This window comes from Stutzerimonas sp. C6.4V (assembly GCF_058536345.1).
On the sequence record NZ_JBZUBM010000001.1, the window covers coordinates 2,832,209 to 2,856,640 of the forward strand.

The window sequence follows — 24,432 nt, forward strand, 5'->3', positions numbered from 1 at the left end:
TCACGCACAAACTTCCCTAACCACATCCGCCAGCTCCTCGGCATAACGCCGAACCTGCTGTTCTTCATCTCCTTCAACCATCACACGCACCAACGGCTCGGTACCGGACTTTCGCAACAGGACGCGCCCTCGACCCGCCATTCGCTCGGTCACACGGTCACAGGCCGCAACCACCTGCGGGGCCGAGATCGGATCGTGATCGCCTGAAAAGCGAACATTGATAAGCACCTGGGGACACTTTCTCAGGGCAAGGCGTTCCTGAGCCAGGCTCTGTCCACGCCGTCGAAGCGCCAGCACAACCTGGAGCGCCGCTATGATTGCATCACCCGTGGTCACATGCTGGGCACAGACGATGTGACCTGAATTCTCGCCCCCAAGCATCCATCCCCGTTCATGCATTTCCGCCATCACGTACCGATCGCCAACCTTCGCCCTAACAAAAGGAATCTCTCGCTCCCTGAGCGCCAGCTCTAACCCAAGGTTGCTCATGAGCGTGCCGACTACACCGCCAGACAGCCGACCCTGCTCATGCAGGTCAGCAGCGATAATGAATAACAGCTCGTCGCCATCCACCTGCGCACCGGTGTGGTCCACCATCATGACGCGATCGCCGTCACCGTCAAAGGCTATACCCAGGTCAGCGCCATGTTCGACTACAGCCCGCTGCAGTTGGCCAATGTGTGTCGATCCCACATCCGCGTTGATATTCAAGCCATCCGGCTGCGCGGCAATCACCACGACTTCCGCACCCAACTCCCGGAACACGCTGGGCGCTACCTTGTAGGTTGCGCCATGAGCACAATCGAGAACCAGTTTCATTCCAGACAGATCGGTACTGGTCGGAACACTGCTTTTGCAGAATTCGATATAGCGGCCCGCGGCGTCATTGATGCGCGAAGCCTTGCCAAGGTGAGCAGAGTCGACCACCGTCATGGGCGTATCGAGCAGCTCCTCGATCATCAGCTCCACCTCATCCGGCAGCTTGGTGCCGCGACCTGAGAAGAATTTGATGCCATTGTCATGGTGTGGATTATGCGAGGCGCTGATGACGATACCCGCATCGGCGTGAAAGGTGCGCGTCAGATAGGCAACAGCAGGAGTTGGCATCGGGCCCAACAACAATACGTCTGCCCCAGCGGCAGACAAACCGGCCTGGAGAGCGGACTCGAACATGTACCCCGAGATACGGGTGTCCTTCCCGATCAAAATGCGGCACTTCCCATGTTTACGAAACGCCATGCCCGCTGCCCAACCGAGCTGGAGCATAAAGTCCGGGGTGATTGGATATTGCCCTACGTGACCGCGAATGCCGTCGGTTCCAAAATACTTTCTGCTCATGGTGATTTCCTTATTCTGCCGCCTGCACTGCAGCGATCATTCGAACCACATCAACTGTCTCGACCACATCATGAACACGCAGAATATGAGCGCCTTTGGTAACGGCCAAAGCAGCAAGGCCCAGGCTACCTGCCAAACGATGCGATACATCGCGCCCAAGCACCTGCCCGATCATGCTTTTCCGCGAAACGCCAACTAGCAAAGGCCTGCCTAACGCTTGCAGTATCTCTAGGTTCTTGAACAGGCTGAGATTATGGGCAAGATTCTTGGCGAACCCAAAACCTGGATCAAGGATGATCCGCTCTCTTCCTATACCCGCTCCCGCGCAGGCATCCATACGCTCACTGAGAAAAGCAGCAACCTCAGCGGTGACATCCCGGTAGCACGGATTGTCTTGCATATCACCTGGCTCACCCCGCATGTGCATCAGACACACAGGCAGCCCGGTCGCGGCAGCAGCCGCCAGCGCGCCATCACGAGAAAGGGCACGCACATCATTGATCAAACCCGCCCCAAGGCGTGCGCATTCGAGAAATACATCAGGGGAAGACGTATCGACGGAAACGATCACGTCGAGCTCACGGGCGATGGCCTCCACCACAGGCGCCACGCGATCGAGCTCCTCAGCTTGGGACACCGGCCGAGCCCCTGGCCGCGTGGACTCACCACCAACATCAACAAGCGTTGCCCCAGCAGCCACCATCGCCTCGGCGTGACGTAGCGCCGCGTCAAGACTCGCATGTTGGCCGCCATCGGAAAACGAATCAGGGGTTACATTGAGGATGCCCATCACATGGGGACGAGACAGATCAAGGACCCGGCTGCCACAAGGCAGCCGGGTCGGGCGCAGCGCGTCAGTCATCGAAACATGGACCTGGATCAGTGCTCACCTGCGGGGCCACCGATCGGTGCCTGGGGGCGCCCACTTTCCGGCTGAACTGGCGTGCCCGTAGGGCCGGAACCACCTTGCCAATCACGAGGTTCACGCGGTGTACGGCCAGCCATGATGTCGTCGATCTGATCGGAATCGATCGTTTCGTACTTCATCAGCGTTTCGGCCATGAGATCCAACTTGTCTCGATTGTCGGCAAGGATCTGCTTCGCGGTGCCGTAGCACTGATCAATGATGCTGCGCACCTCAAGGTCGATCAGCTTGGCGGTATCTCCGGAGACGTTTGCATGCTGGCTGCCAGCACTGCGTCCAAGGAAAACTTCTCCCTCTTCTTCCGCATACATCAGGGGGCCAAGCTTCTCTGAAAGTCCCCACTTGGTAACCATGTTCCGAGCCAGCTGCGTGGCTCGCATGATGTCGTTTGAGGCTCCAGTAGTCACCCCCTCGAAACCGAGAGTCATCTCCTCAGCGATACGACCACCAAACAGCGAACAGATCTGGCTGATCAAGGCACGCTTGGAGAGGCTGTAGCGATCTTCCTCAGGTAGGAACATCGTGACACCGAGCGCCCTGCCACGAGGAATGATCGACACCTTGTACACCGGATCATGTTCCGGAACGACGCGACCGACAATGGCATGGCCCGCCTCATGGTATGCCGTATTCAGGCGCTCTTTTTCGGACATGACCATGGACTTGCGCTCTGCGCCCATCATGATCTTGTCCTTGGCCAACTCGAACTCCTTCATCTCTACCACGCGCTTTCCAGCCCTCGCTGCGAACAACGAAGCTTCATTAACCAGGTTGGCCAGGTCCGCGCCTGAAAAACCGGGCGTGCCGCGGGCTATAAGTGCGGGCTCGACACTATCGCCTAGCGGAACCTTGCGCATGTGCACTTTAAGGATTTGCTCACGACCACGAATGTCCGGCAGACCCACTACAACCTGGCGATCGAAACGACCGGGGCGAAGCAGTGCTGGGTCGAGCACGTCCGGCCGGTTGGTAGCAGCGATGACAATAATGCCATCGTTCATCTCGAAGCCATCCATCTCGACAAGCAACTGGTTCAACGTCTGCTCGCGCTCATCGTGACCGCCGCCGAGACCGGCACCGCGATGCCGACCCACCGCATCGATTTCGTCGATAAAGATAATGCAGGGCGCGTGCTTCTTGGCTTGCTCGAACATGTCACGGACGCGGCTCGCACCTACACCGACGAACATTTCAACAAAGTCAGAACCGGATATCGTAAAGAAAGGGACCTTCGCTTCTCCAGCGACAGCCTTGGCCAGGAGAGTCTTACCGGTACCCGGCGACCCAACCATCAGAACCCCGCGGGGAATGCGACCACCAAGACGCTGAAACTTGCCGGGATCTCGGAGAAACTCTACGAGCTCGGTTACCTCCTCCTTGGCCTCGTCACAGCCAGCAACATCTGCGAAGGTCGTCTTGACCTGATCCTCGGACAGAAGCCGCGCCTTGCTCTTGCCAAAGCTCATCGGCCCGCCCTTACCCCCGGCTCCACCTTGCATCTGGCGCATGAAGAACATGAAGACCGCAATGATGACTAGGATCGGGAAGCTGGCGACCAGCAACTGGGTCCAGATGCTCTGCTGCTCTGGCTGTCGGCCTTCGATGACTACATCGTTGTTGATGAGATCACCTATCAAACCGTTGTCCTGAATAGCAGGACGAATCGTCTTGAAGCTCTCACCATCGCTACGCTTGCCAGTAATCACGAAGCCATCGACGGTAACGCGCTCGACGCGCCCCTCTTTTACCTGCTCGATAAAATCGGAGTAATTGAGCGTCTGAGGCTCGGTCGGGCTGGAGAAATTGTTCATCACTGTCACAAGGACAGCAGCGATGATCAGCCACAGAATGAGGTTTTTTGCCATGTCGTTCAATTCACTACCCTCTAGAGCAGGCCCGTTGCCTGGAGCCCGCATGACGGCCGATGGTTCGCTCGGCTTAACTTACTACACAACGCACTGAACGGGCAGCCTGGTCTGTAACCCGATATGAACATGCCAGTCGAGGATCCATCTGTCCTGGGTCTGGAGCGCGTATCGACTGAACTAGGACCGCATCTCTTGCCGGTCGTTGCCCTGCCCTCGAAAACCACGCGCCAGCATGTACTGCTCGCGGGAGCGATCACGGGACGAAAGGGGTTTGCGCATCTGCACTTTGTCGAAATTCTGCCGCACCTCTTTCAGATAGGCATCGAAGCCGTCACCCTGAAAAATCTTGATCAGAAAATCACCCCCGGGGCGCAGCACACGCATCGCCAGATCGAGCGCAAGCTCGCAAAGAAACATAGCACGCGCCTGGTCCGCAACCTTCACACCACTCATGTTGGGGGCCATATCGGAAATAACAAGGTCGACCTCTGTATTACCAATGGCCTCGAGTATCTCGGCAAATACTTCGTCTTCGGTGAAGTCACCGAGCACGAAAGTCACATCGGCGATGCTGTCCATGGGCAGGATATCCGAAGCAATGAGCCTCCCACGGTCGCCAATCACGCGACTGGTCACCTGGGACCATCCACCGGGAGCAGCACCCAAGTCGACCACGGTCATGCCGGGTCGCATGATCCGATCCTTTTCCTGGATCTCCAGAAGCTTGTAGCTGGCGCGGGACCGATACCCGTCCCGTTGAGCCATTTTCACAAAGGGATCGTCAAAGTGTTCTTTCAGCCAACGCGGGCTGGTCTTGGAGCGTGCCAAGCTGCTACCTCATCTGTGCGGCCCATCGTGTCTCGGGTACACTAGCCGCCGTTTTCAAGGGTTCTGACGCAAGGGTCGAATTATGCCGCTCACCAACGAGCAGAAGAAACAGTACAAATCCATCGGCCATCATTTAAAGCCGGTTCTGATCGTGTCCGAGAACGGCCTGACCGAAGGGGTACAGGCTGAGCTTGAACGCGCCCTGAGCGATCACGAACTGATCAAGGTACAGCTGCGGATAACCGAACGCGATGACCGCAAAGCCATCATGGACGAATTGTGCAAGCTTGGTGGATGCGAGCTGGTCCAGTCTATCGGCAAGATGGCGCTGGTGTACCGCAAGAACCCGAAGGTAAACAAGCAACTATCCAACGTGCATCGCTTTCAGGCCTGAATCCTCGCTCGCCCTTTCTCCGTACTTATCGCTCCCTACTGGGAGCGACCTGAAGCACCAGTATCAAGCCGCAAAGTCCCATCGCCAGATAACTGAAGACGAGCCAGTAGCCGGAACCTGCAAGACCAGCCTGCACGGCGAAATAACTGGCCGCCAGCAACAATACCGACACCAGCAGCTGACCACGAAGATCAAGCCACAAGCTGCGAAGCCCGCCAACCTGTACCAGCACCGTCGCTTGCAACATCACGCAGAAAGCCGCAAAGCCTACCAGCAAAGGGCGCAGAGTCGCGGCAATGTCATCAACCAGCAACGGTGCCAGACCCATTTTCGCAAGCGCCGGCAGCATCACGAACTGCAGAAGCCAAAGGCCGCCGACCCAGAACGTCTGAGCCAGCTGCCAACTGATTACACCGGCGCGCATTGGTTGATCACGAGAAATGACGGACCTCAATGATCTCGTACTCGATCAGACCACTCGGAGTTTTCACCGCCACTACGTCGCCCTCTTCCTTGCCTACCAGTGCCCGGGCGATGGGCGAGCTAACCGACAGCTTGCCACGCTTGATGTCGGCCTCGTCATCGCCGACGACCTGATAGGTCACGGTCTCATCGGTTTCGATATTTGCAATCTCGACCGTCGTTCCGAAGATCACCTTACCCGTATGCGGAATATTGGCTACGTCGATGACCTGTGCGTTCTGCAAACGCCCTTCGATGTCTCGAATACGTGCCTCGACCATGCCTTGTTGCTCCCGTGCCGCATGGTATTCCGCATTTTCCTTGAGATCACCCAGCTCGCGCGCTTCGGCAATAGCTTGGGTAATTTGCGGGCGCAGCTCGGTTTTAAGGTGTTTGAGTTCTTCTTCCAGGGCTCGAGCGCCCTGGACAGTCATTGGGTATTTAGTCATGCGTTGATTCCTGCATGGAGATCCTGCAAACGACGCACGGACTTCTCAGGCCCGAATTTCAGCGCCTCACAGATCGCCTGGCCACCAGCCAGCGTGGTAGTGCAGCAGATCTTGTGCTGCAGGGCATTACGACGAATCGAGTAGGAGTCAGCAATCGACTGACGCCCCTCAGTGGTATTGATGATCAAAGTGACCTCGTCATTCTTGATCATATCGACAACGTGAGGACGACCTTCGGTCACCTTGTTGACGCGGCGCACCGGCAACCCTGCCGCCTCGATCAGCTTGGCGGTACCGGCCGTGGCAACTATATCGAAACCGAGTTCTACAAGATCCCGAGCTACCTGGGCCACATGAGGCTTGTCATCGTCACGGACGCTAATGAAGGCACAGCCGCTGTTGGGCAGTATTTCGCTGGCCCCCAGCTGCGCCTTGGCAAATGCCTCAGCGAAGCAGTCACCGACCCCCATCACCTCGCCAGTCGATTTCATTTCTGGCCCGAGTATCGGGTCGACACCAGGAAATTTGGCGAATGGGAACACGGCCTCCTTGACGCTATAGAAGTTGGGAATGATCTCCTTCGTGAGGCCAACTTCCGCCAAGGTTTTGCCTGCCATTACTCGCGCGGCAATCATCGCCAGCGAGACGCCGATGCATTTGGAGACGAAGGGAACAGTACGCGAAGCACGCGGGTTCACTTCGATCACAAATATGTCTTCGCCCTGCACCGCCATCTGAACGTTCATCAAGCCGACCACACCCAGTTCGAGCGCCATCTTCTTGACCTGATCGCGAATCTCGTCCTGGATATGTGCAGGCAGAGAATAAGGAGGCAAGGAACAGGCGGAGTCACCTGAGTGCACGCCCGCCTGTTCGATGTGCTGCATGATTGCGCCAATCACAACGTGCTCACCGTCGCACACGGCATCGATATCGACTTCGATGGCACAGTTGAGGAAGTGGTCGAGCAGTACCGGGCTGTCATTGGACACCTTCACCGCCTCGCGCATGTAACGACGCAGCTCTTCTTCCTGGTAGACGATCTCCATCGCGCGCCCCCCCAGCACATAGGACGGACGCACCACCAGCGGATAGCCGATGACCTTGGACGCGGCCAGGGCTTCCTCTTCGCTGCGCGCCGTCGCGTTTGGCGGCTGGCGGAGGTTGAGCCGTTCGACCATCTGCTGGAATCGTTCACGATCCTCGGCACGATCGATGGAGTCCGGGCTGGTCCCGATGATTGGTACACCGGCCTCTTCCAGCGCGCGCGCCAGTTTCAGCGGGGTCTGCCCGCCGTATTGCACGATCACACCCTTGGGCTGCTCGACACGAACAATCTCAAGCACGTCTTCCAGGGTCACCGGTTCGAAATACAGGCGATCCGAGGTGTCGTAATCGGTAGATACGGTTTCCGGGTTGCAGTTGACCATGATGGTCTCGTAACCATCGTCGCGCATCGCCAACGCCGCGTGCACGCAGCAGTAGTCGAACTCGATGCCCTGACCAATACGGTTGGGGCCGCCACCGAGGATCATGATCTTGTCGCGACTGGACGGATTCGCCTCGCACTCCTCCTCATAGGTCGAATACATATAGGCGGTGTCGGTGGCGAACTCGGCCGCACAGGTGTCGACTCGCTTGTAGACAGGCAACACCTTCAGCTTGTGGCGATGAGCGCGCAGGTTCTTTTCTGTCACCCCAAGCAACTTGGCCAGGCGGGCATCGGAGAATCCCTTACGCTTGAGCTTGTACATCACATCACGATCGATGCTCGACAGGCCGATGGTCTTGATCTGCTCTTCTTCCTTGATCAGATCTTCGATCTGCACAAGGAACCACTCATCGATGCGAGTCAGGTCGAACACTTCGGCGACCGACTTACCGGCGCGGAATGCATCGGCCAGATACCAGATACGGTCCGCACCCGGGACAGTAAGCTCACGCTTGAGGGTGCTCTCGCTCTCCGGATCAGCCAGATCGAGCTTCGGATCGAAACCGGACACGCCAACTTCCAGACCCCGCAGCGCCTTCTGCACCGACTCCTGGAAGGTACGACCGATGGCCATGACCTCACCCACGGACTTCATCTGGGTGGTTAGGCGTGCATCAGCCTTGGGGAATTTTTCAAAGGCGAAGCGCGGAATCTTGGTAACGACATAATCAATCGCCGGCTCGAAGGACGCAGGGGTGCGACCACCGGTAATGTCGTTCTGAAGTTCATCGAGCGTGTAACCGACGGCCAGTTTTGCCGCGATCTTGGCAATCGGAAATCCGGTGGCCTTGGAGGCCAGCGCCGATGAACGCGACACCCGCGGATTCATCTCGATCACGACCATCCGGCCGGTGTTCGGGCAGATGCCGAACTGCACGTTGGAGCCGCCGGTTTCCACGCCGATCTCACGGAGCACCGCCAGCGAGGCGTTACGCAGGATCTGATATTCCTTGTCAGTGAGCGTCTGCGCCGGAGCGACAGTGATGGAATCGCCGGTGTGCACGCCCATCGGGTCGAAGTTCTCGATGGCGCAGACGATGATGCAGTTGTCCTTCTTGTCGCGGACCACTTCCATCTCGTATTCCTTCCAACCGATCAGCGACTCGTCGATCAGCAGTTCGCTGGTGGGCGACAGGTCGAGACCGCGGGCGCAGATTTCCTCGAACTCTTCACGGTTGTAGGCGATGCCGCCGCCGGTGCCGCCCATAGTGAACGAAGGACGGATGATGCAGGGGAAGCCGACTTTCTCAAGGACGCCGTAGGCTTCGTCCATGTTGTGCGCGATGCCTGAAACCGGGCACGCCAGGCCGATATTCTTCATCGCCTTGTCGAAGCGCGAGCGGTCCTCGGCCTTGTCGATTGTGTCGGCGTTGGCACCGATCATTTCGACGCCGAACTTTTCCAGAACGCCGTGCTTTTCCAGGTCGAGCGCGCAATTCAGCGCTGTCTGGCCGCCCATCGTTGGCAGCAGCGCATCCGGCCGCTCTTTCTCGATGATCTTGGCGACGGTAGCCCACTTGATCGGCTCGATATAGGTCGCATCGGCCATAGAGGGATCGGTCATGATGGTCGCAGGGTTGGAATTGACCAAAATGACGCGGAAGCCCTCTTCACGCAGTGCTTTGCACGCCTGGGCGCCCGAATAGTCGAACTCGCACGCCTGACCGATAACGATGGGGCCTGCGCCGAGGATCAGGATGCTTTTAATGTCTGTACGTTTTGGCATGGTCTCTCTCGAATTCTATGCTCGGCGGGCTTAGCGGCGCTTGGCCATGGCAGCGATGAAGCGGTCGAACAATGGCGCCACATCGTGCGGTCCCGGGCTGGCCTCGGGATGACCCTGGAAGCTGAAGGCGACCTTGTCGGTACGCTCGATGCCTTGCAGGGTGCCGTCGAACAACGACTTATGCGTTGCGCGCAGATTGCTCGGCAGGCTGGCCTCATCCACGGCGAACCCGTGGTTCTGGCTGGTGATCATCACCACACCGGTGTCCAGGTCCTGCACCGGATGGTTGGCGCCGTGGTGGCCGTTGGGCATCTTCACCGTCTTGGCACCGGAAGCCAGGGCCAGCAGCTGATGACCAAGGCAGATCCCGAACACCGGGATATCGGTCTCAAGCACATCTTGGATTGCCTTGATTGCATAATCGCAAGGCTCAGGGTCACCCGGGCCATTGGCAAGGAAGACGCCGTCCGGGTTTAGAGCCAGAGCATCGCTGGCGCTTGACTGGGCCGGCAGCACCGTAACGCGGCAACCGCGTGCAACCAGCATGCGCAGGATGTTGTACTTCACACCATAATCAAAGGCCACCACGTGATAAGGCAATTCACTGGCAGGCACTTCGGCATGGCCGTCATCCTTCAGACACCAGACGCTCGAACGCCACTCATAGCGTTCCTTTACGCTGACTTCCTTCGCCAGGTCCATACCCTTGAGGCCTGGGAAACTGCGTGCCAGCTCCAGAGCCTTCTCTTCGGTGGCGCCTTCCCCGGCCAGGATGCAACCATCCTGAGCCCCTTTTTCACGAAGGATACGGGTCAGACGGCGGGTATCGATACCGGCAATCGCAACAGTACCGTTGGCCTTCAGGTAGTCCGGAAGGGGTTGCTTGTTGCGCCAGTTGCTAGAAGTCAACGGCAGATCGCGAATCACCAGTCCTGCGGCCCATACCTTCCAGGACTCGGCGTCCTCCGGAGTCGTGCCGGTATTTCCGACGTGCGGGTACGTTAGGGTAACGATCTGCTTGGCATAGGAAGGGTCGGTAAGGATTTCCTGATAGCCGGTCATGGCAGTATTGAATACCACCTCACCGATAGTCTGGCCGTCGGCGCCGATGGATTCGCCGCGAAAGATGCTGCCATCGGCAAGGGCGAGTATGGCTGGCTTAGTCAAGAGACCTCCCAAAGATCAAGGCTGAAGCAGGCGCAGATTGTAAAAAAGCGGGATGACGTGTGAAGGTCATCCCGCTTTTTGTTTGAGTCATTCTGCGCAACTTTTAGTGGACACACTAAAACGGGAAGCTTACAGAAAAGCCCTTTTCAGGTCCAGCCGGAATCAGCCAGGCGGGCCTCGCAGCACCCAACCTTAACGCAGCCCCAGCACATCCTGCATGTCATACAGACCTGACGGTTGCTGCTCCAGCCACATCGCGGCGCGCACAGCGCCCTTGGCAAACGTCATCCGGCTGGAAGCCTTGTGCGTAATCTCGACGCGCTCACCCTCTGCCGCGAAGAGCACCGTATGGTCGCCTACCACATCCCCAGCACGGACCGTAGCGAAGCCAATCGTGTCGCGCTGGCGAGCTCCTGTCTGCCCTTCACGCCCGTACACGGCCACCTCCTGCAAATCACGGCCCAGTGCCTGCGCCACGACTTCGCCCATGCGCAATGCCGTACCTGATGGCGCATCGACCTTGTGCCGGTGGTGGGCTTCGATGATTTCGATGTCCACCTCGTCACCCAGGACCCGTGCAGCCGTGTCGAGCAGTTTCAGGCACAAATTGACGCCGACGCTGAAATTGGCGGCGAATACGATGGGGATATCGCTCGCTGCGGCGGCCAGTTTTTCCTTTTCTGCAACCGAAAAACCGGTAGTGCCGATAACCATCGCCTTGCCCGCGCGCCGGCAAACCTCAAGGTTTTTCAACGTAACTGACGGGTGGGTGAAATCGATCAGCACATCGAACTCATCGACAACCTTGGCAATATCGCCAATCAGCGGCACACCCAGCCGGCCGATGCCAGCCAGTTCGCCTGCATCGGCACCCACCAGGGTGCTATCAGGCCGGTCGATGGCGGCAGTTAAGCCTGCCGCACCGGCGGTTTGCTGGACAGCTTCGACCAGCGTCTTGCCAATGCGCCCCGCGGCACCCATTACTGCAATACGTCGCATAAAACAGCTCCAAGCTGCAAGCCTCAAGCTGCAGGAGCGCCCTCAGGAAGGCTGCCGCCTGCAGCTCACCGCTGGGTTAAAGATCGCCAAAAAAACGTTTCACACCCTCAAACCAACCGCTGGCCTTTGGCGAATGAGAGCTGTCGCTCTGCAATGTTTTGCGGAACTCGTCGAGTAACTCGCGCTGGCGCTTGCCCAGGTTGACTGGCGTTTCCACCGCCACCCGGCATAACAGATCCCCGGCCGCACCGCCACGCACCGGAGCGACGCCCTTGCCACGCAAACGGAACTGCTTGCCCGTCTGGGTCCCTTCAGGAATCTTGAGCTTGACGCGGCCATCCAGGGTCGGGACCTCCAGCTCGCCACCCAGCGCTGCATCAGCAAAACTGATCGGCACCTCACAATAAAGGTGCTTACCGTCGCGCTGGAAAATAGGGTGTTCTCGCACGTTCACCACGACGTACAGATCGCCCGCCGGACCGCCCTGTGCTCCTGCCTCGCCTTCGCCAGTCAAACGAATGCGATCGCCCGTATCCACGCCTGGCGGCACCTTGACCGATAGCGTCTTCTGCTCCTCGACACGACCCTGCCCGTGGCAACTGCCGCAGGGGTCAGAGATCATCTTGCCGCTGCCGTGACAGCGCGGACAGGTCTGCTGCACCGAGAAGAAGCCCTGCTGCATGCGCACCTGGCCGATGCCGCCACAGGTGGTACAGGTCACCGGGCTGGTGCCTTTCTTGGCACCGGAACCGTCGCAGGTCTTGCACTCGACAAGCGTCGGTACTCGAATGGTGACCGTGGTGCCCCGAACAGCTTCCTCGAGATCCAGCTCCAGGGTGTAGCGCAGATCACTACCGCGCTGCGCCCCGCCCCGGGAGCCGCCGCGTCCACCAGCGAAGAAATCACTGAACACATCGCCGAAGATATCGGAGAAGTTGGCATTACCGTATGCGGCGCCCGCGCCAGCACCCATCTGCGGATCGACGCCGGCATGGCCGTACTGGTCATAGGCCTGACGCTTGCCAGCATCGGACAGCACTTCGTAAGCCTCGTTGGCTTCCTTGAACGCGTCTTCGGCAGCCTTGTCTCCCGGATTACGGTCCGGATGGTGCTTCATCGCGAGGCGGCGATAAGCCTTCTTCAGCTCCGCCTCACTGGCGCCGCGCTCGACACCCAGCACTTCGTAATAGTCACGTTTGGCCATAAATTTCCTGAACCTTCAAATTCGTACCCTCCAGATACGCCGACGCGGGAGCAAGCCCCCGCGCGGCGATCAGGCCCGGCGCGGCACTACCGCATCGGGCTGGAGCGGAAGACGGCGTCCCTTGGAACAACCGCCTCCACTCCAGACATGGAGGACATAAGCCTGGGCTTACTTGTTGTCCTTGACCTCTTCGAATTCGGCATCGACCACGTCGTCACCGGATTGCGCACGCTCGCCTGACTGCTCGCCTTCGCCGCCCTGAGGCTGCTCGGCATACATCTTTTGCGCCAGCGGCGTGGAGGCCTGGGACACCGCAGCGATCTTGGCTTCGATCTCGGCCTTGTCGTCGCCCTTGATGGCCACTTCCAGCTCGCCGATTGCCTTCTCGATACTGGCCTTGTCTTCCTCGGTGGCCTTGTCACCCGCCTCGGTGAGCATCTTGCGAGTCGCATGGACCAGCTGATCGCCCTGGTTACGTGCAGTAACCAGCTCTTCGAACTTGCGGTCTTCTTCGGCGTTCGCCTCAGCGTCACGCACCATCTGCTCGATTTCTTCCTCGGACAGACCGGAGTTGGCCTTGATCACGATTGACTGATGCTTGCCGGTGGCCTTGTCCTTTGCAGAGACGTGCAAGATGCCGTTGGCGTCGATATCGAACGTCACCTCGATCTGCGGAACGCCACGAGGAGCTGGCGGGATCTCGGCCAGATCGAAACGCCCCAGCGACTTGTTCTGCGCCGCCTGCTTGCGCTCACCCTGCAACACGTGGATGGTCACCGCGCTCTGGTTGTCATCAGCAGTCGAGAATACCTGCGACTTCTTGGTCGGGATGGTGGTGTTCTTCTCGATCAGCGCAGTCATCACGCCACCCATGGTTTCAATACCCAGGGTCAGCGGGCTGACGTCGAGCAGCAGCACGTCCTTGACGTCACCGGCCAGCACGGCGCCTTGGATGGCGGCACCCATGGCAACGGCTTCGTCCGGGTTGACGTCCTTGCGCGCTTCCTTGCCGAAGAACTCGGCGACCTTCTGCTGCACCAGCGGCATACGGGTCTGACCACCAACCAGGATCACGTCGTCGATCTTGGAGACATCGATTCCGGCGTCCTTCATGGCCATGCGGCACGGCTCGATAGTGCGCTGTACAAGATCCTCGACCAGCGCTTCAAGCTTGGCGCGGGATATCTTCACGTTCAGGTGCTTCGGACCGGTCGAATCTGCAGTGATGTACGGCAGATTGACGTCGGTCTGCTGGCTGGAAGACAGCTCTATCTTGGCCTTCTCTGCGGCCTCCTTCAGGCGCTGCATGGCCAGCGGATCGCCCTTGAGGTTCATGCCGGTTTCTTTTTTGAACTCGTCGACAAGATAATCGATCAGGCGGATATCGAAGTCTTCACCACCGAGGAAGGTATCGCCGTTGGTGGCCAGCACTTCGAACTGGTGCTCACCGTCGACCTCGGCGATCTCGATCACCGATACGTCGAAGGTACCGCCACCCAGGTCATAAACGATGACGGTATGGTCGCCCTTGGCCTTGTCCATGCCATACGCCAGCGCAGCGGCAGTCGGCTCGTTGATGATGCGCTTGACGTCCAGACCGGCGATACGACCGGCGTCCTTGGTGGCCTGACGCTGGCTGTCGTTGAAGTAGGCCGGAACGGTGATTACCGCCTCGGTAACCGGCTCGCCGAGATAGTCTTCGGCGGTCTTCTTCATCTTTTTCAGGATCTCGGCAGAGATCTGCGGCGGTGCCATTTTCTGGCCGCTGACTTCTACCCAGGCGTCGTTGTTGTCCGCCTTGACGATCTTGTAGGGGACCATCTGGATGTCTTTCTGCACGACCTCTTCGTCGAAACGACGGCCGATCAGTCGCTTCACCGCATACAGGGTGTTGTGCGGATTGGTCACAGCCTGACGCTTGGCCGACTGGCCGACCAGGATTTCGCCGTCATTCGCGTAGGCGATGATGGATGGGGTGGTACGGCCGCCTTCGGCGTTCTCGATCACCTTGGCCTTGCCGTTTTCCAGAATGGAGACGCAGGAGTTGGTCGTTCCCAGGTCGATACCGATAATCTTGCCCATGTGCTTCTCTCCGAACTTTGATTGATCCGCGCCTGTTTTACCGGCTGCGGGTAACACAAAAACGCTTGGCTACGAGATGGGGTTCAGTAGCCGGAATTCAAGCCTTCTCATCAATCGAAGGCGGTGTCTCGGCCGGCGCCTTGCTGACGACGACCATTGCCGGACGCAACAGGCGGCCGTTGAGCAGATAACCCTTCTGAAAGACCTTGAGCACGCTGCCAGGCTCGGCATGGGTGCTTTCTTCCATAGCCATGGCCTGGTGATGCTCAGGATTGAACGGCTCCCCCTCAGGGTTCAGCTGCACTAGCTGATGGCGCGCCAGCGTGTCGAGCAAGAGCTTGAAGGTGAGCTCGACACCTTCGCGCATCGGCTTGACCGCCTCGTCGTCCGGATTGGAGAGCTCAAGCCCCCGCTCCAGGCTGTCAGCGACGGCCAGCAGATCACCGGCAAACTTCTCAAGTGCAAACTTGTGTGCCTTTTCGACGTCCTGCTCGGCGCGACGGCGAATGTTCTGCAGCTCGGCAGCAACCCTCAGGGACTGGTCCTGCGCTGCCGCCAACTGCTCTTCGAGTGACTGCACGCGGGCAGCCAGATCCTCGGCCACCTCGGCTTGCGCGGTCTCGTTCTCTTCTGGGGTCTGGTTGTCCAGGTTCTGCTCGTCGGCCATGCGGTCCTCCTCATCGATACGTCAGCGGGCATTGACCCGCGCTTGTGCCGCTATATGGGGGCAACAAATTCTGCTTCAAGGGCCGACCCGCATCCGGTGTTCAGCCACGTGCCGACGCTGCAGCTCGTCAAGACGCTCGCTTTCTTTACACACCATTGGTGCCGAGCAGCTTGAAGCCCGCGCGAGAAGCACTGTATAAATAGACAGTCACCTACGCAGGAGCCCTGCCATGCTGGTCCATCTTTCCGTGCACAACTACGCCATCGTCGAGCACCTCGACCTCGAACTGAAGCGCGGCATGAGCGTGATAAGCGGAGAAACAGGGGCCGGCAAGTCGATCATGCTCGACGCTTTAGGGCTGACCCTTGGCGACCGCGCAGACAGCAGCGTGGTAAGAATCGGCGCCGACAAGGCGGACATACTTGCAAGCTTCGATCTGGACGACATCCCAGACGCCCGCGCCTGGTTGGCCGAGCGGGATCTGGACAACGATGGCCCCTGCATCCTTCGTCGCGTGATTACTGCCGAAGGGCGATCGCGCGGCTATATCAACGGAACGCCATGTCCACAGGGTGACCTGAAAGCGCTCGGCGAGCTGCTTATCGATATTCATAGCCAGCACGAACATCAGTCGCTGCTCAAGCTGGACACACACCGGCGGTTACTCGACGAATACGGGGACAGCCAGGATCTTTCACGACAAGTCCACCTGGCCGCCCAGCGCTGGCGACAAACCAAGCAAAGCCTGGAGCGATTGAGCAACAGCAGCGACGAACAGCGCGCACGCCACCAATTGCTGAGCTACCAGCTCGAAGAGCTCGAGACCCTGGCGCTGGGCGAAGACGAGCTGGAACAGCTTGAGCAGGAGCACAAGAATCTTGCCAATGCCGAGCACCTCCTCGGCGCCTGTCGCCAGGTCATCGACCAGTGTAGCGAGAGCGATGCCGGCAACGTGCTTTCGGCGCTGACCTCGAGCCTGCAGCGACTCACCGGCTTCCAGAATCAACCCGGTGCACTCGGCGAAGCCGTGAACCTGCTGGCGAGCGCGCAAATCCAGGTAGAGGAAGCCGTCGGAGAGCTCAATCGCTTTCTCGACCACTTCGATTCTGACCCACAACGGCAGCAGGCGCTGGAAGAGCGCCTCGACAGTATTTACACCCTGGCACGCAAGCATCGCGTACAGCCACAGGACCTGCCTGCACTGCAACAGCGACTATTCGAAGAACTGGAAGGTCTGAACGCCGACGACACTGCACTTGAGCAACTGGGCGAAGAACTGGCCGCCTACGAGCGGCACTATCGGGAAAAAGCCGAAGATCTCAGCGCGGCTCGCAAACAGGCCGCAGAATCGCTGGCGGTTGCGGTGGAAGCGGAAATCCAGCGCCTGGGCATGCCAGGCGGCAAGTTCAGCGTTGTGCTGAAACCGAGCAAGGGGGATGACCTCATGCCGCACGGGCTGGAGCAAGTTGAATTTCTTGTAAGCGCCAACCCAGGTCAGCCCATGCGCCCCCTGGCGAAGGTGGCTTCCGGCGGCGAGCTGTCACGTATCAGCCTGGCGATACAGGTAATCACCGCCCAGACCTCACGCGTCCCTACCCTTGTCTTCGACGAAGTCGATGTCGGTATCGGCGGCCCGACCGCCGAGGTGGTCGGGCAACTTCTACGACGCCTTGGTGAGCGCGGCCAAGTACTGACGGTAACTCACCTGCCACAGGTGGCGGCTCAGGGCCACCACCATCTGTTTGTCCATAAGGCACGTGGCAAGGACGAGACACATACGGCGGTAGCCTCGCTGGATGAAGGCGAGCGAGTCGCAGAGATAGCGCGCATGCTCGGTGGGGTCGATCTCACCGAGCAGGCACTGGCTCATGCCCGACAGATGATTGGCTCTGCGCAGGCATCGAGCGTTTGATGCGGCTGCTGTGCATCAGATACCTCGCCGGCCTCCGAGTGGCGGCAACGCTCCGGCGACGCTGAACACCTAGCCATCAGCGTTTACTGCCAGGTCTTTGTCATCGACACGATATCTGCCAGAACCAGCCTCCTGAAACGAATAAACCCCGCAAAGTGCGGGGCTTATCGTGACGTCATACACGGCCAAAGCTGCCTTCGTCAGCGGGTAAGGCAGGCGCTTCCAGTCAGTCAGCCTTCTTGCGTACGTACAGCACCAGGTTGTGGTCAACCAGGTCGTACCCGTGGCGCTTGACGATTTCCTTTTGCAGCTTTTCGATCTCAGGATCGAAGAACTCGATGACGTCACCGCTATCGACGCAAACCATATGGTCATGGTGCCCGCCATCGGCCAGCTCAAAGACGGCATGACCGCCATCGAAGTTATGCCGAACCACGAGGCCAGCCGCCTCGAACTGGGTCAACACGCGGTAAACGGTTGCCAGGCCGACATCCTCGCCGGCTTCCATCAACGCCTTGTAGACGTCTTCAGCGCTCATATGGCGCCGATCAGTGGTATCCAGCATTTGCAGGATCTTGACCCGTGGCAGGGTTACTTTGAGGCCAGCTTTGCGTAGTTCGCTATTTTCAACCATGGTTGGCTTTCTCGCTGCTGCTGTTTCGCAGCCTCCTTCAATACGGGTATGATCCGGGCTTTGCCCAGCCAAGATAGTGGAAGTCACCTACCGATGCAAAACACCAAGCTCATGCTGTCCAGCCTCACCCTTGTGGGCCTGTTCGCACTCGCCGGTTGTTCATTCCCCGGGGTTTACAAGGTCGACATTCAACAGGGCAATGTCGTGACGCAGGACATGATAGACCAGTTACGCCCCGGAATGACCCGGTCGCAAGTACGGTTTATCATGGGCAACCCAATGATCACCGACACCTTCCACGCCAATCGCTGGGATTATCTCTACAGCATCCAGCCAGGCGGTAGCCAGCGCCGACAGGAGCGGGTGAGCCTGGTATTCAATGCCAACGATCAACTCGCCGGCCTGGCCGGGGACTTCAAACCCGGCGTGAGCCGTGATGAAGCCATCCTGGGAACCGATCTACCTGCCGGTACACCGGACCCCGTTCGTACCGAGCCAGAAGCCACTCAGCCCGGATCGCTGCTCGAGCAGATCCAGCGCGACGTCGACGCGGCCGAGCCGGTGCCAGTCCCCACCCCGGGGCGCCTGGAAACAGACTAGGCATCCATCATCAAACAGGAGAAGCCCGGCAAGCCGGGCTTCTTTTTGCTTACAGGCTACGTCGTGGGAGCATCACGAGACTCGGCAGCCCTGCTTTGCGCTGCCTTTGCCGCACGCTGCTTGCGGACTTCCTTTGGGTCCGCGATCAAAGGCCGGTAGATCTCTACTCGCTCGCCCTCTTCCAAAATACGCTCGTCCGGCCTGGCTACCGCTTTCCCGAATACCCCAAGCGGAGAGGTTGCCAAGTCCAGGCCGGGAAAGTACTCAGCCATTCCCGATGTCAACGCAGCCTGACGCACCGTCGTACCATGAGGCACCGCCAGACGCAGCAGCATCTGCTTGTCAGCCAGGGCGTAAACCACCTCGACTGCTATGGCGACACTATCCATACAGCTGCTTGGCACGATCACAGAAAGCGTCGACAAGCGTATTCGCAGCCTGGTTGAACAGGGGGCCAAGGGTGGCTCGCACCAGCGGCCCCGCATAATCGAAAGTCAGATCCAGGCTGATCTTGCAGGCCTTTTCACCTAGTGCCTTGAACTCCCAGATGCCATGTAGATGACTGAAGGGACCTTCCTCGAGCTTCATCTCGATGCGCTTGCCAGCTTGCAGTTCGTTACGCGTCAGAAAACGCTGACTGATCCCGGCTTTTGCCACCGTCATGCTCGCCTGCATCAGGGTTTCACTGCTGGAGAGCACCTCGGTGGCTGAACACCAGGGCAGGAATTGTGGATAACTGGCTACATCGTTAACCATGTCGAACAATGCGTGTGCCGGGTAAGGCAACAACGCCGAGCGTTGAATATGCGTCGTCATGCAGACCTTCTACTTCGTCATTGGCGACCAAGGCCACCAGCGCCACCGGCAGAAAAAGTACCGGAGCAAGAGCCAACACGCAGACCAAGCCAAAGGAGGCCCGATGCATGAGGTGACCTATTGTCTGGGATAAGCGCGCCCCTCTCAAGTTTCATGCCGCCACAGCATGCTGGTTATCGCCAGCCGCAGCAGGACTCCCTATAATGCGCAGCCTATGGCCAAACAGAAAAAACAGTCCCCCGGGACGATTGCGCTTAATAAGAAAGCGCTACACGACTATTTCATCGAACAGAAATTCGAGGCGGGCCTCGTTCTGGCCGGCTGGGAAGTCAAAAGCTTGCGCGCCGGCAAGGCACAGCTGGTGGACAGCTATGTGCTGCTCAAGGATGGCGAAGCCTGGTTGATGGGTTGCCACATCACGCCGCTGACCACCGCCAGTACCCACGTCATTGCCGATCCCACCCGCACCCGCAAGTTGCTGCTCAACAAGCGCGAACTGGGCAAGCTGTTCGGTGCCGTGCAGCAGAAGGGTTACGCCTGCGTCGCACTGTCGATCTACTGGAAAAAACACCTGATCAAGTGCGATATCGCCCTTGGCAAGGGCAAAAAGGAGTTCGACAAGCGACACACCGAAAAAGAGCGGGACTCCGATCGCGAGATCCAACGCGCGATGCGGTCCAAGGGCAAAGAAGACTAAGCCTCTTCGGTTATCGAGCGGATCCCGCCCGCTCGGACGGCCCCTCGCCGCAGATATGACAACTGCTTTACCTCTCCTGGCGTGGCTCTGAACGCCCCTGGCGTCGCTGCGCTCGCGCCAGACGCTGCGCCTCCTGCTGCCCTTCAGCCAACACTTCCTGCACATAATTGATGTGCCGATGGATGACGTCGCGCGCCTCGCTCGCCCGCCGAGCGATGATCGCGTCGTACAATTCCTGATGCTGTCTCATGAGCATGTTGCGGGTTTCGCTGCGCAGCTCGTACATCCCCCCGATGTTGGTGACGACGTTGCGCTTGAGCAGATCGAACAGACCCCGAATCGTATGCAGCAGCACGGCGTTATGGCTTGCCTCGGCGATGGCCAGATGAAAGCGCGCGTCGGCCGCTCCTTCCTCGGCACGGGTGACCGTCCCTTCGCGTGCGTAACAGTCCTGCAGCGCAGCAAAAGCCTCCCTCAGACGTTGATGGTCCACTTCAGTAGCACGCAGCGCCGCATAGTAGGCGCAGCTGCCCTCCAGAGTGTGACGAAACTCGAGTAGATCGCGCTGCGCATCAGCATTGTTTTCCAACAGATGCAGCAACGGATCACTGAACGTCGCACCGAGGGATTCGGCAACAAAATTGCCACCGCCATGACGGCTCACGATCAGGCCCTTGGCTGCCAGCTTCTGGATTGCCTCACGCAACGACGGCCGGGACACGCCGAACTGTTCGGCCAGCACACGCTCGGCGGGCAACCGCTCTCCAGCCTTGAGCGTGCCCTCGAGGATCATGGCCTCAAGTTGCTCGACGATGTTATCGGCCAGTCTCCGCTGACGCACCATTCCAACTTCCATGACGCCTCTCAATTGGTTTGACCACTACACGGGTGCAGCCTAGCCAGCTGTCTGTGCCGCTGCAACAAGGCTTGCTGCGACCAAAGTCTATGACTGCGCAATTGACGGATCAGGCAGAGAACTCTTACGCTGGCCGGACCTCGCTGTGAATTGGTAATACCACTTTACAACCTGGAGCATCCAACAAGAAGAGGACTACCAGATGCAGTCTCCAGTTATCTGCTTGACCCCGGTCCGTTCGGGCCCCCATCCGCAACAAACGATCGCGGGAGTCTGACATGTCAAACGGACTGCTTGCCCTGTTTGCCTTCACCCCGATCCTGCTCGCTGCCGTGATGCTGATCGGCTTGCGCTGGCCAGCCAGCCGCGCCATGCCCGTGGTGTTCCTGTTCACAGCCGCCATCGGCCTGTTCATCTGGGACATGAGCTTCAGTCGAATCATCGCCTCGACCCTGCAGGGCCTGGTCATCACCCTCGGTCTGCTATGGATCATCTTTGGCGCGATCCTGCTGCTGAACACCTTGAAGCATTCCGGCGGTATCACTGCGATTCGGGCTGGCTTTACCACCATCAGCCCTGACCGCCGCGTACAGGCGATCATCATCGCATGGTTGTTTGGCTGCTTTATCGAGGGCGCATCCGGCTTCGGCACCCCCGCTGCGATCGCTGCGCCATTGCTGGTCGCCGTAGGCTTCCCGGCGATGGCGGCAGTGCTGATGGGAATGTTGGTCCAGAGCACCCCGGTCTCGTTCGGTGCAGTGGGCACGCCCATTATCGTGGGTGTGAACAGCGGGCTGGACACCGCCACGCTTGGCGCACAGCTGACCGCTCAAGGCTCCAGCTGGCCGATTTTCCTGCAGCAGATCACCAGCAGCGTCGCGATCACCCACGCCATCGTCGGTACAGTCATGCCGTTGATCATGGTGCTGATGCTGACCCGCTTCTTCGGCAAGGAGAAGAGCTGGAAGGCCGGGTTCGAGGTTCTCCCATTCGCACTTTTTGCCGGGTTTGCGTTCACCCTGCCCTATGTTGCGACCGGCGTATTTCTCGGTCCTGAATTCCCGTCTCTGCTGGGCGGCCTGGTCGGCCTGGCGATTGTGACGACAGCTGCTCGCTTCAACTTTCTGGTGCCTAAGACCCGTTGGGATTTTGCCGACGCCAGGGACTGGCCGGCCGAGTGGGTCGGGACCATCGAGATGAAGCTTGACGACCTTGCTGCGCGCCCAATGAGTGCCTTTCGTGCCTGGCTGCCCTATGTGCTGGTCGGTGCGATCCTGGTCATCAGCCGTGTCTTCTCGCCCGTGACCGCCGCACTGAAATCCGTTTCCATCGCCTTCGCCAATATCCTGGGCGAGACCGGCATCAGCGCCAGCATCGAACCGCTCTACCTGCCAGGCGGCATTCTTGTAGCCGTGGTGCTGATCACCTTCTTTCTGCATGGAATGCGCGCCGCGGAGCTCAAGGCCGCAGTCAAGGAATCGAGCAGCGTGCTGCTCAGCGCCGGCTTCGTGTTGCTGTTCACGGTGCCTATGGTGCGCATCCTGATCAACTCCGGCGTAAACGCGGGCGACCTGCCAAGCATGCCGATCGCCATGGCGCGCTATGTGGCGGATAGCGTAGGCGGCATCTATCCGCTGCTGGCACCTTCGATTGGGGCGCTCGGCGCGTTCCTTGCCGGGTCGAACACAGTCAGCAACATGATGTTCAGCCAGTTCCAGTTTGGTGTCGCACAGTCGCTGGGCATCTCCGGCGCGATGATCGTCGCCATCCAGGCGGTCGGCGCAGCAGCGGGCAACATGGTTGCGATCCACAACGTGGTTGCGGCCTCGGCTACGGTGGGGTTGCTGGGCCGCGAGGGCGTCACCCTGCGGAAGACCGTATGGCCTACCCTGTACTACGTGCTGTTCACCGGAGTGATCGGCTTGATAGCAATCTACATGATGGGTGTGACGGACCCTCTCGTCGGCGTCTGAAAGCGATGCACAGCCTTTGCCCCGGAATATCGGGGCAAAGGTGTTTCGCAGTTCTGTCTGACGACAGACATGCGAACAAAACACCCCGGATCGGGACACCGCCTCGTCGCAGACGAGCGCATCACGAGATCTACCTCGTTCAAATCGGTGAGACCATACGATGATCATCTCTGCCTCTACGGACTACCGCGCTGCCGCAAAACGCAAACTTCCACCGTTTCTTTTCCACTATGTGGACGGTGGCGCCTATGCCGAATACACGCTACGCCGCAACGTGGATGACCTGGCCAGCATCGCCCTGCGTCAGCGAGTGCTACGCAACATGTCGGAACTCAGTCTGGAAACCCAGCTGTTCGGCGAAACCCTGGCGATGCCGGTTGCGCTGGCTCCAGTCGGTCTGACTGGCATGCTCGCCCGCCGGGGAGAAGTCCAGGCCGCGCGCGCCGCCGACAAGAAAGGCATCCCGTTCACCCTGTCTACCGTATCGGTGTGCCCGATCGAAGAAGTCGCCCCGGCCATCAAGCGCCCAATGTGGTTCCAGCTGTACGTCCTGAAGGACCGCGGCTTCATGAGGAACGCCCTCGAGCGAGCCAAGGCAGCGGGTGTCACCACGCTTGTTTTCACCGTGGACATGCCGACCCCCGGCGCCCGCTACCGCGACGCGCATTCCGGCATGAGCGGCCCGAACGCCAACGTGCGCCGCATCCTGCAAGCCATGACCCACCCCTTCTGGGCCTGGGACGTAGGTCTGCATGGCAAGCCGCACGACCTGGGCAACATCTCGACCTACCGTGGCAACCCCACCGGACTGGAAGACTACATCGGCTGGCTTGCAGCCAACTTCGACCCGTCGATTTCGTGGAAGGATTTGGAGTGGATCCGCGAGTTCTGGGACGGCCCAATGGTGATCAAGGGCATCCTCGATGCGGAGGATGCCCGTGATGCCGTGACCTTCGGCGCCGACGGCATCATCGTCTCCAACCACGGCGGTCGTCAGCTCGACGGCGTGCTTTCCAGCGCCCGCGCCATGCCGGCCATCGCTGATGCGGTCAAGGGTGACCTGAAGATCCTGGCCGACTCCGGCATCCGCAGCGGCCTCGACGTGGTTCGCATGATCGCCCTGGGTGCGGACACCGTCATGCTTGGCCGTGCCTTTGCCTACGCACTGGCAGCAGATGGCGAAGCCGGCGTCACCAACCTGCTCGAGCTGATCGAGAAGGAAATGCGCGTGGCCATGGTCCTGACGGGCGCCAAATCCATCAGCGAGATCACCACCGACTCCTTGGTGCGTGAGGTGGATCACTACCAGACCAGCCGTCACATCGGCTAAGCCTGCCGAGGCC

General features: G+C 59.3%; 22 protein-coding genes. 6 read left to right on the top strand and 16 right to left on the bottom strand.

The window, feature by feature from the left end; all coding sequences use genetic code 11:
- The 4 genes from glmM to rlmE form a co-directional block, all read right to left on the bottom strand.
- Entirely contained in the window at positions 1-1,338 is a 1,338-nt protein-coding gene (gene glmM, locus AC4LFW_RS13240; RefSeq protein ID WP_491819561.1) for a phosphoglucosamine mutase, read from the bottom strand.
- Positions 1,339-1,348: 10 nt separating this feature from the next.
- A complete protein-coding gene (gene folP, locus AC4LFW_RS13245) occupies positions 1,349-2,200 on the bottom strand; it encodes a dihydropteroate synthase (protein ID WP_491819562.1) in 852 nt (283 codons plus the stop codon).
- 17 nt (positions 2,201-2,217) lie between these two features.
- Positions 2,218-4,128, bottom strand: coding sequence for an ATP-dependent zinc metalloprotease FtsH (gene ftsH / locus AC4LFW_RS13250; protein ID WP_491819564.1), 1,911 nt, complete (start codon positions 4,126-4,128; stop codon positions 2,218-2,220).
- A gap of 180 nt (positions 4,129-4,308) precedes the next feature.
- Positions 4,309-4,959, bottom strand: a complete 651-nt coding sequence (rlmE, locus tag AC4LFW_RS13255) for a 23S rRNA (uridine(2552)-2'-O)-methyltransferase RlmE (RefSeq protein WP_491819565.1) — start codon at positions 4,957-4,959, stop codon at positions 4,309-4,311.
- Between the two features lie 82 nt (positions 4,960-5,041).
- On the opposite strand from rlmE, the gene AC4LFW_RS13260 reads away from it, so the two are divergent.
- Positions 5,042-5,353, top strand: a complete 312-nt coding sequence (locus AC4LFW_RS13260) for a YhbY family RNA-binding protein (protein ID WP_491819566.1) — start codon at positions 5,042-5,044, stop codon at positions 5,351-5,353.
- A 25-nt stretch (positions 5,354-5,378) separates the two neighbouring features.
- On the opposite strand, the gene AC4LFW_RS13265 is transcribed toward AC4LFW_RS13260, so the two are convergent.
- The 8 genes from AC4LFW_RS13265 to grpE form a co-directional block, all read right to left on the bottom strand.
- Positions 5,379-5,777, bottom strand: a complete 399-nt coding sequence (locus AC4LFW_RS13265) for a DUF4149 domain-containing protein (protein WP_491819567.1) — start codon at positions 5,775-5,777, stop codon at positions 5,379-5,381.
- Positions 5,778-5,784: 7 nt separating this feature from the next.
- On the bottom strand, positions 5,785-6,264 hold the full coding sequence (greA, locus tag AC4LFW_RS13270; RefSeq protein WP_491819569.1) for a transcription elongation factor GreA: 480 nt from the start codon (positions 6,262-6,264) through the stop codon (positions 5,785-5,787).
- A complete protein-coding gene (gene carB / locus AC4LFW_RS13275; protein WP_491819570.1) occupies positions 6,261-9,482 on the bottom strand; it encodes a carbamoyl-phosphate synthase large subunit in 3,222 nt (1,073 codons plus the stop codon). The genes greA and carB overlap by 4 nt, the downstream gene beginning before the upstream one ends.
- Positions 9,483-9,512: 30 nt before the next feature.
- Entirely contained in the window at positions 9,513-10,649 is a 1,137-nt protein-coding gene (carA, locus tag AC4LFW_RS13280; RefSeq protein WP_491819572.1) for a glutamine-hydrolyzing carbamoyl-phosphate synthase small subunit, read from the bottom strand.
- A gap of 192 nt (positions 10,650-10,841) precedes the next feature.
- On the bottom strand, positions 10,842-11,648 hold the full coding sequence (gene dapB, locus AC4LFW_RS13285; RefSeq protein ID WP_491819573.1) for a 4-hydroxy-tetrahydrodipicolinate reductase: 807 nt from the start codon (positions 11,646-11,648) through the stop codon (positions 10,842-10,844).
- A gap of 76 nt (positions 11,649-11,724) precedes the next feature.
- A complete protein-coding gene (dnaJ, locus tag AC4LFW_RS13290; RefSeq protein ID WP_491819574.1) occupies positions 11,725-12,852 on the bottom strand; it encodes a molecular chaperone DnaJ in 1,128 nt (375 codons plus the stop codon).
- 168 nt (positions 12,853-13,020) lie between these two features.
- A complete protein-coding gene (gene dnaK / locus AC4LFW_RS13295) occupies positions 13,021-14,934 on the bottom strand; it encodes a molecular chaperone DnaK (RefSeq protein ID WP_491819575.1) in 1,914 nt (637 codons plus the stop codon).
- 97 nt (positions 14,935-15,031) lie between these two features.
- Positions 15,032-15,601, bottom strand: coding sequence for a nucleotide exchange factor GrpE (gene grpE / locus AC4LFW_RS13300; protein WP_491819576.1), 570 nt, complete (start codon positions 15,599-15,601; stop codon positions 15,032-15,034).
- A gap of 229 nt (positions 15,602-15,830) precedes the next feature.
- Here grpE and recN point away from each other — a divergent pair, with 229 nt between their 5' ends.
- Entirely contained in the window at positions 15,831-17,513 is a 1,683-nt protein-coding gene (gene recN, locus AC4LFW_RS13305; protein ID WP_491819577.1) for a DNA repair protein RecN, read from the top strand.
- Positions 17,514-17,739: 226 nt separating this feature from the next.
- Here recN and fur read toward each other — a convergent pair whose 3' ends face one another.
- Positions 17,740-18,147 carry a ferric iron uptake transcriptional regulator gene (gene fur / locus AC4LFW_RS13310; protein ID WP_073301283.1) on the bottom strand — a complete coding sequence of 136 codons (408 nt, stop codon included), beginning with the start codon at positions 18,145-18,147 and terminating at the stop codon, positions 17,740-17,742.
- Between the two features lie 93 nt (positions 18,148-18,240).
- Between fur and AC4LFW_RS13315 the strand changes: the two genes are divergently transcribed.
- On the top strand, positions 18,241-18,747 hold the full coding sequence (locus AC4LFW_RS13315; RefSeq protein WP_491819579.1) for an outer membrane protein assembly factor BamE: 507 nt from the start codon (positions 18,241-18,243) through the stop codon (positions 18,745-18,747).
- Positions 18,748-18,803: 56 nt separating this feature from the next.
- On the opposite strand, the gene AC4LFW_RS13320 is transcribed toward AC4LFW_RS13315, so the two are convergent.
- Both AC4LFW_RS13320 and AC4LFW_RS13325 read right to left on the bottom strand, forming a co-directional pair.
- Positions 18,804-19,136: an RnfH family protein gene (locus AC4LFW_RS13320; protein WP_491819580.1), complete on the bottom strand. Its 333-nt coding sequence runs from the start codon at positions 19,134-19,136 to the stop codon at positions 18,804-18,806.
- Positions 19,129-19,563: a type II toxin-antitoxin system RatA family toxin gene (locus AC4LFW_RS13325; RefSeq protein WP_491819581.1), complete on the bottom strand. Its 435-nt coding sequence runs from the start codon at positions 19,561-19,563 to the stop codon at positions 19,129-19,131. Before AC4LFW_RS13325 ends, AC4LFW_RS13320 begins: the two co-directional genes overlap by 8 nt.
- A 214-nt stretch (positions 19,564-19,777) precedes the next feature.
- On the opposite strand from AC4LFW_RS13325, the gene smpB reads away from it, so the two are divergent.
- Positions 19,778-20,260 carry an SsrA-binding protein SmpB gene (gene smpB, locus AC4LFW_RS13330; protein WP_491819582.1) on the top strand — a complete coding sequence of 161 codons (483 nt, stop codon included), beginning with the start codon at positions 19,778-19,780 and terminating at the stop codon, positions 20,258-20,260.
- 67 nt (positions 20,261-20,327) lie between these two features.
- Here smpB and AC4LFW_RS13335 read toward each other — a convergent pair whose 3' ends face one another.
- The gene (locus AC4LFW_RS13335) at positions 20,328-21,116 is read right to left on the bottom strand and encodes a GntR family transcriptional regulator (RefSeq protein WP_491819584.1); all 789 of its coding nucleotides are present in this window, start codon (positions 21,114-21,116) and stop codon (positions 20,328-20,330) included.
- A 278-nt stretch (positions 21,117-21,394) separates the two neighbouring features.
- Here AC4LFW_RS13335 and AC4LFW_RS13340 point away from each other — a divergent pair, with 278 nt between their 5' ends.
- Complete coding sequence (locus AC4LFW_RS13340; protein ID WP_491819585.1) at positions 21,395-23,089, top strand: L-lactate permease; 1,695 nt, start codon at positions 21,395-21,397, stop codon at positions 23,087-23,089.
- Positions 23,090-23,249: 160 nt separating this feature from the next.
- Positions 23,250-24,419 carry an FMN-dependent L-lactate dehydrogenase LldD gene (gene lldD, locus AC4LFW_RS13345; RefSeq protein ID WP_491819586.1) on the top strand — a complete coding sequence of 390 codons (1,170 nt, stop codon included), beginning with the start codon at positions 23,250-23,252 and terminating at the stop codon, positions 24,417-24,419.
- Positions 24,420-24,432: the final 13 nt, after the last annotated feature.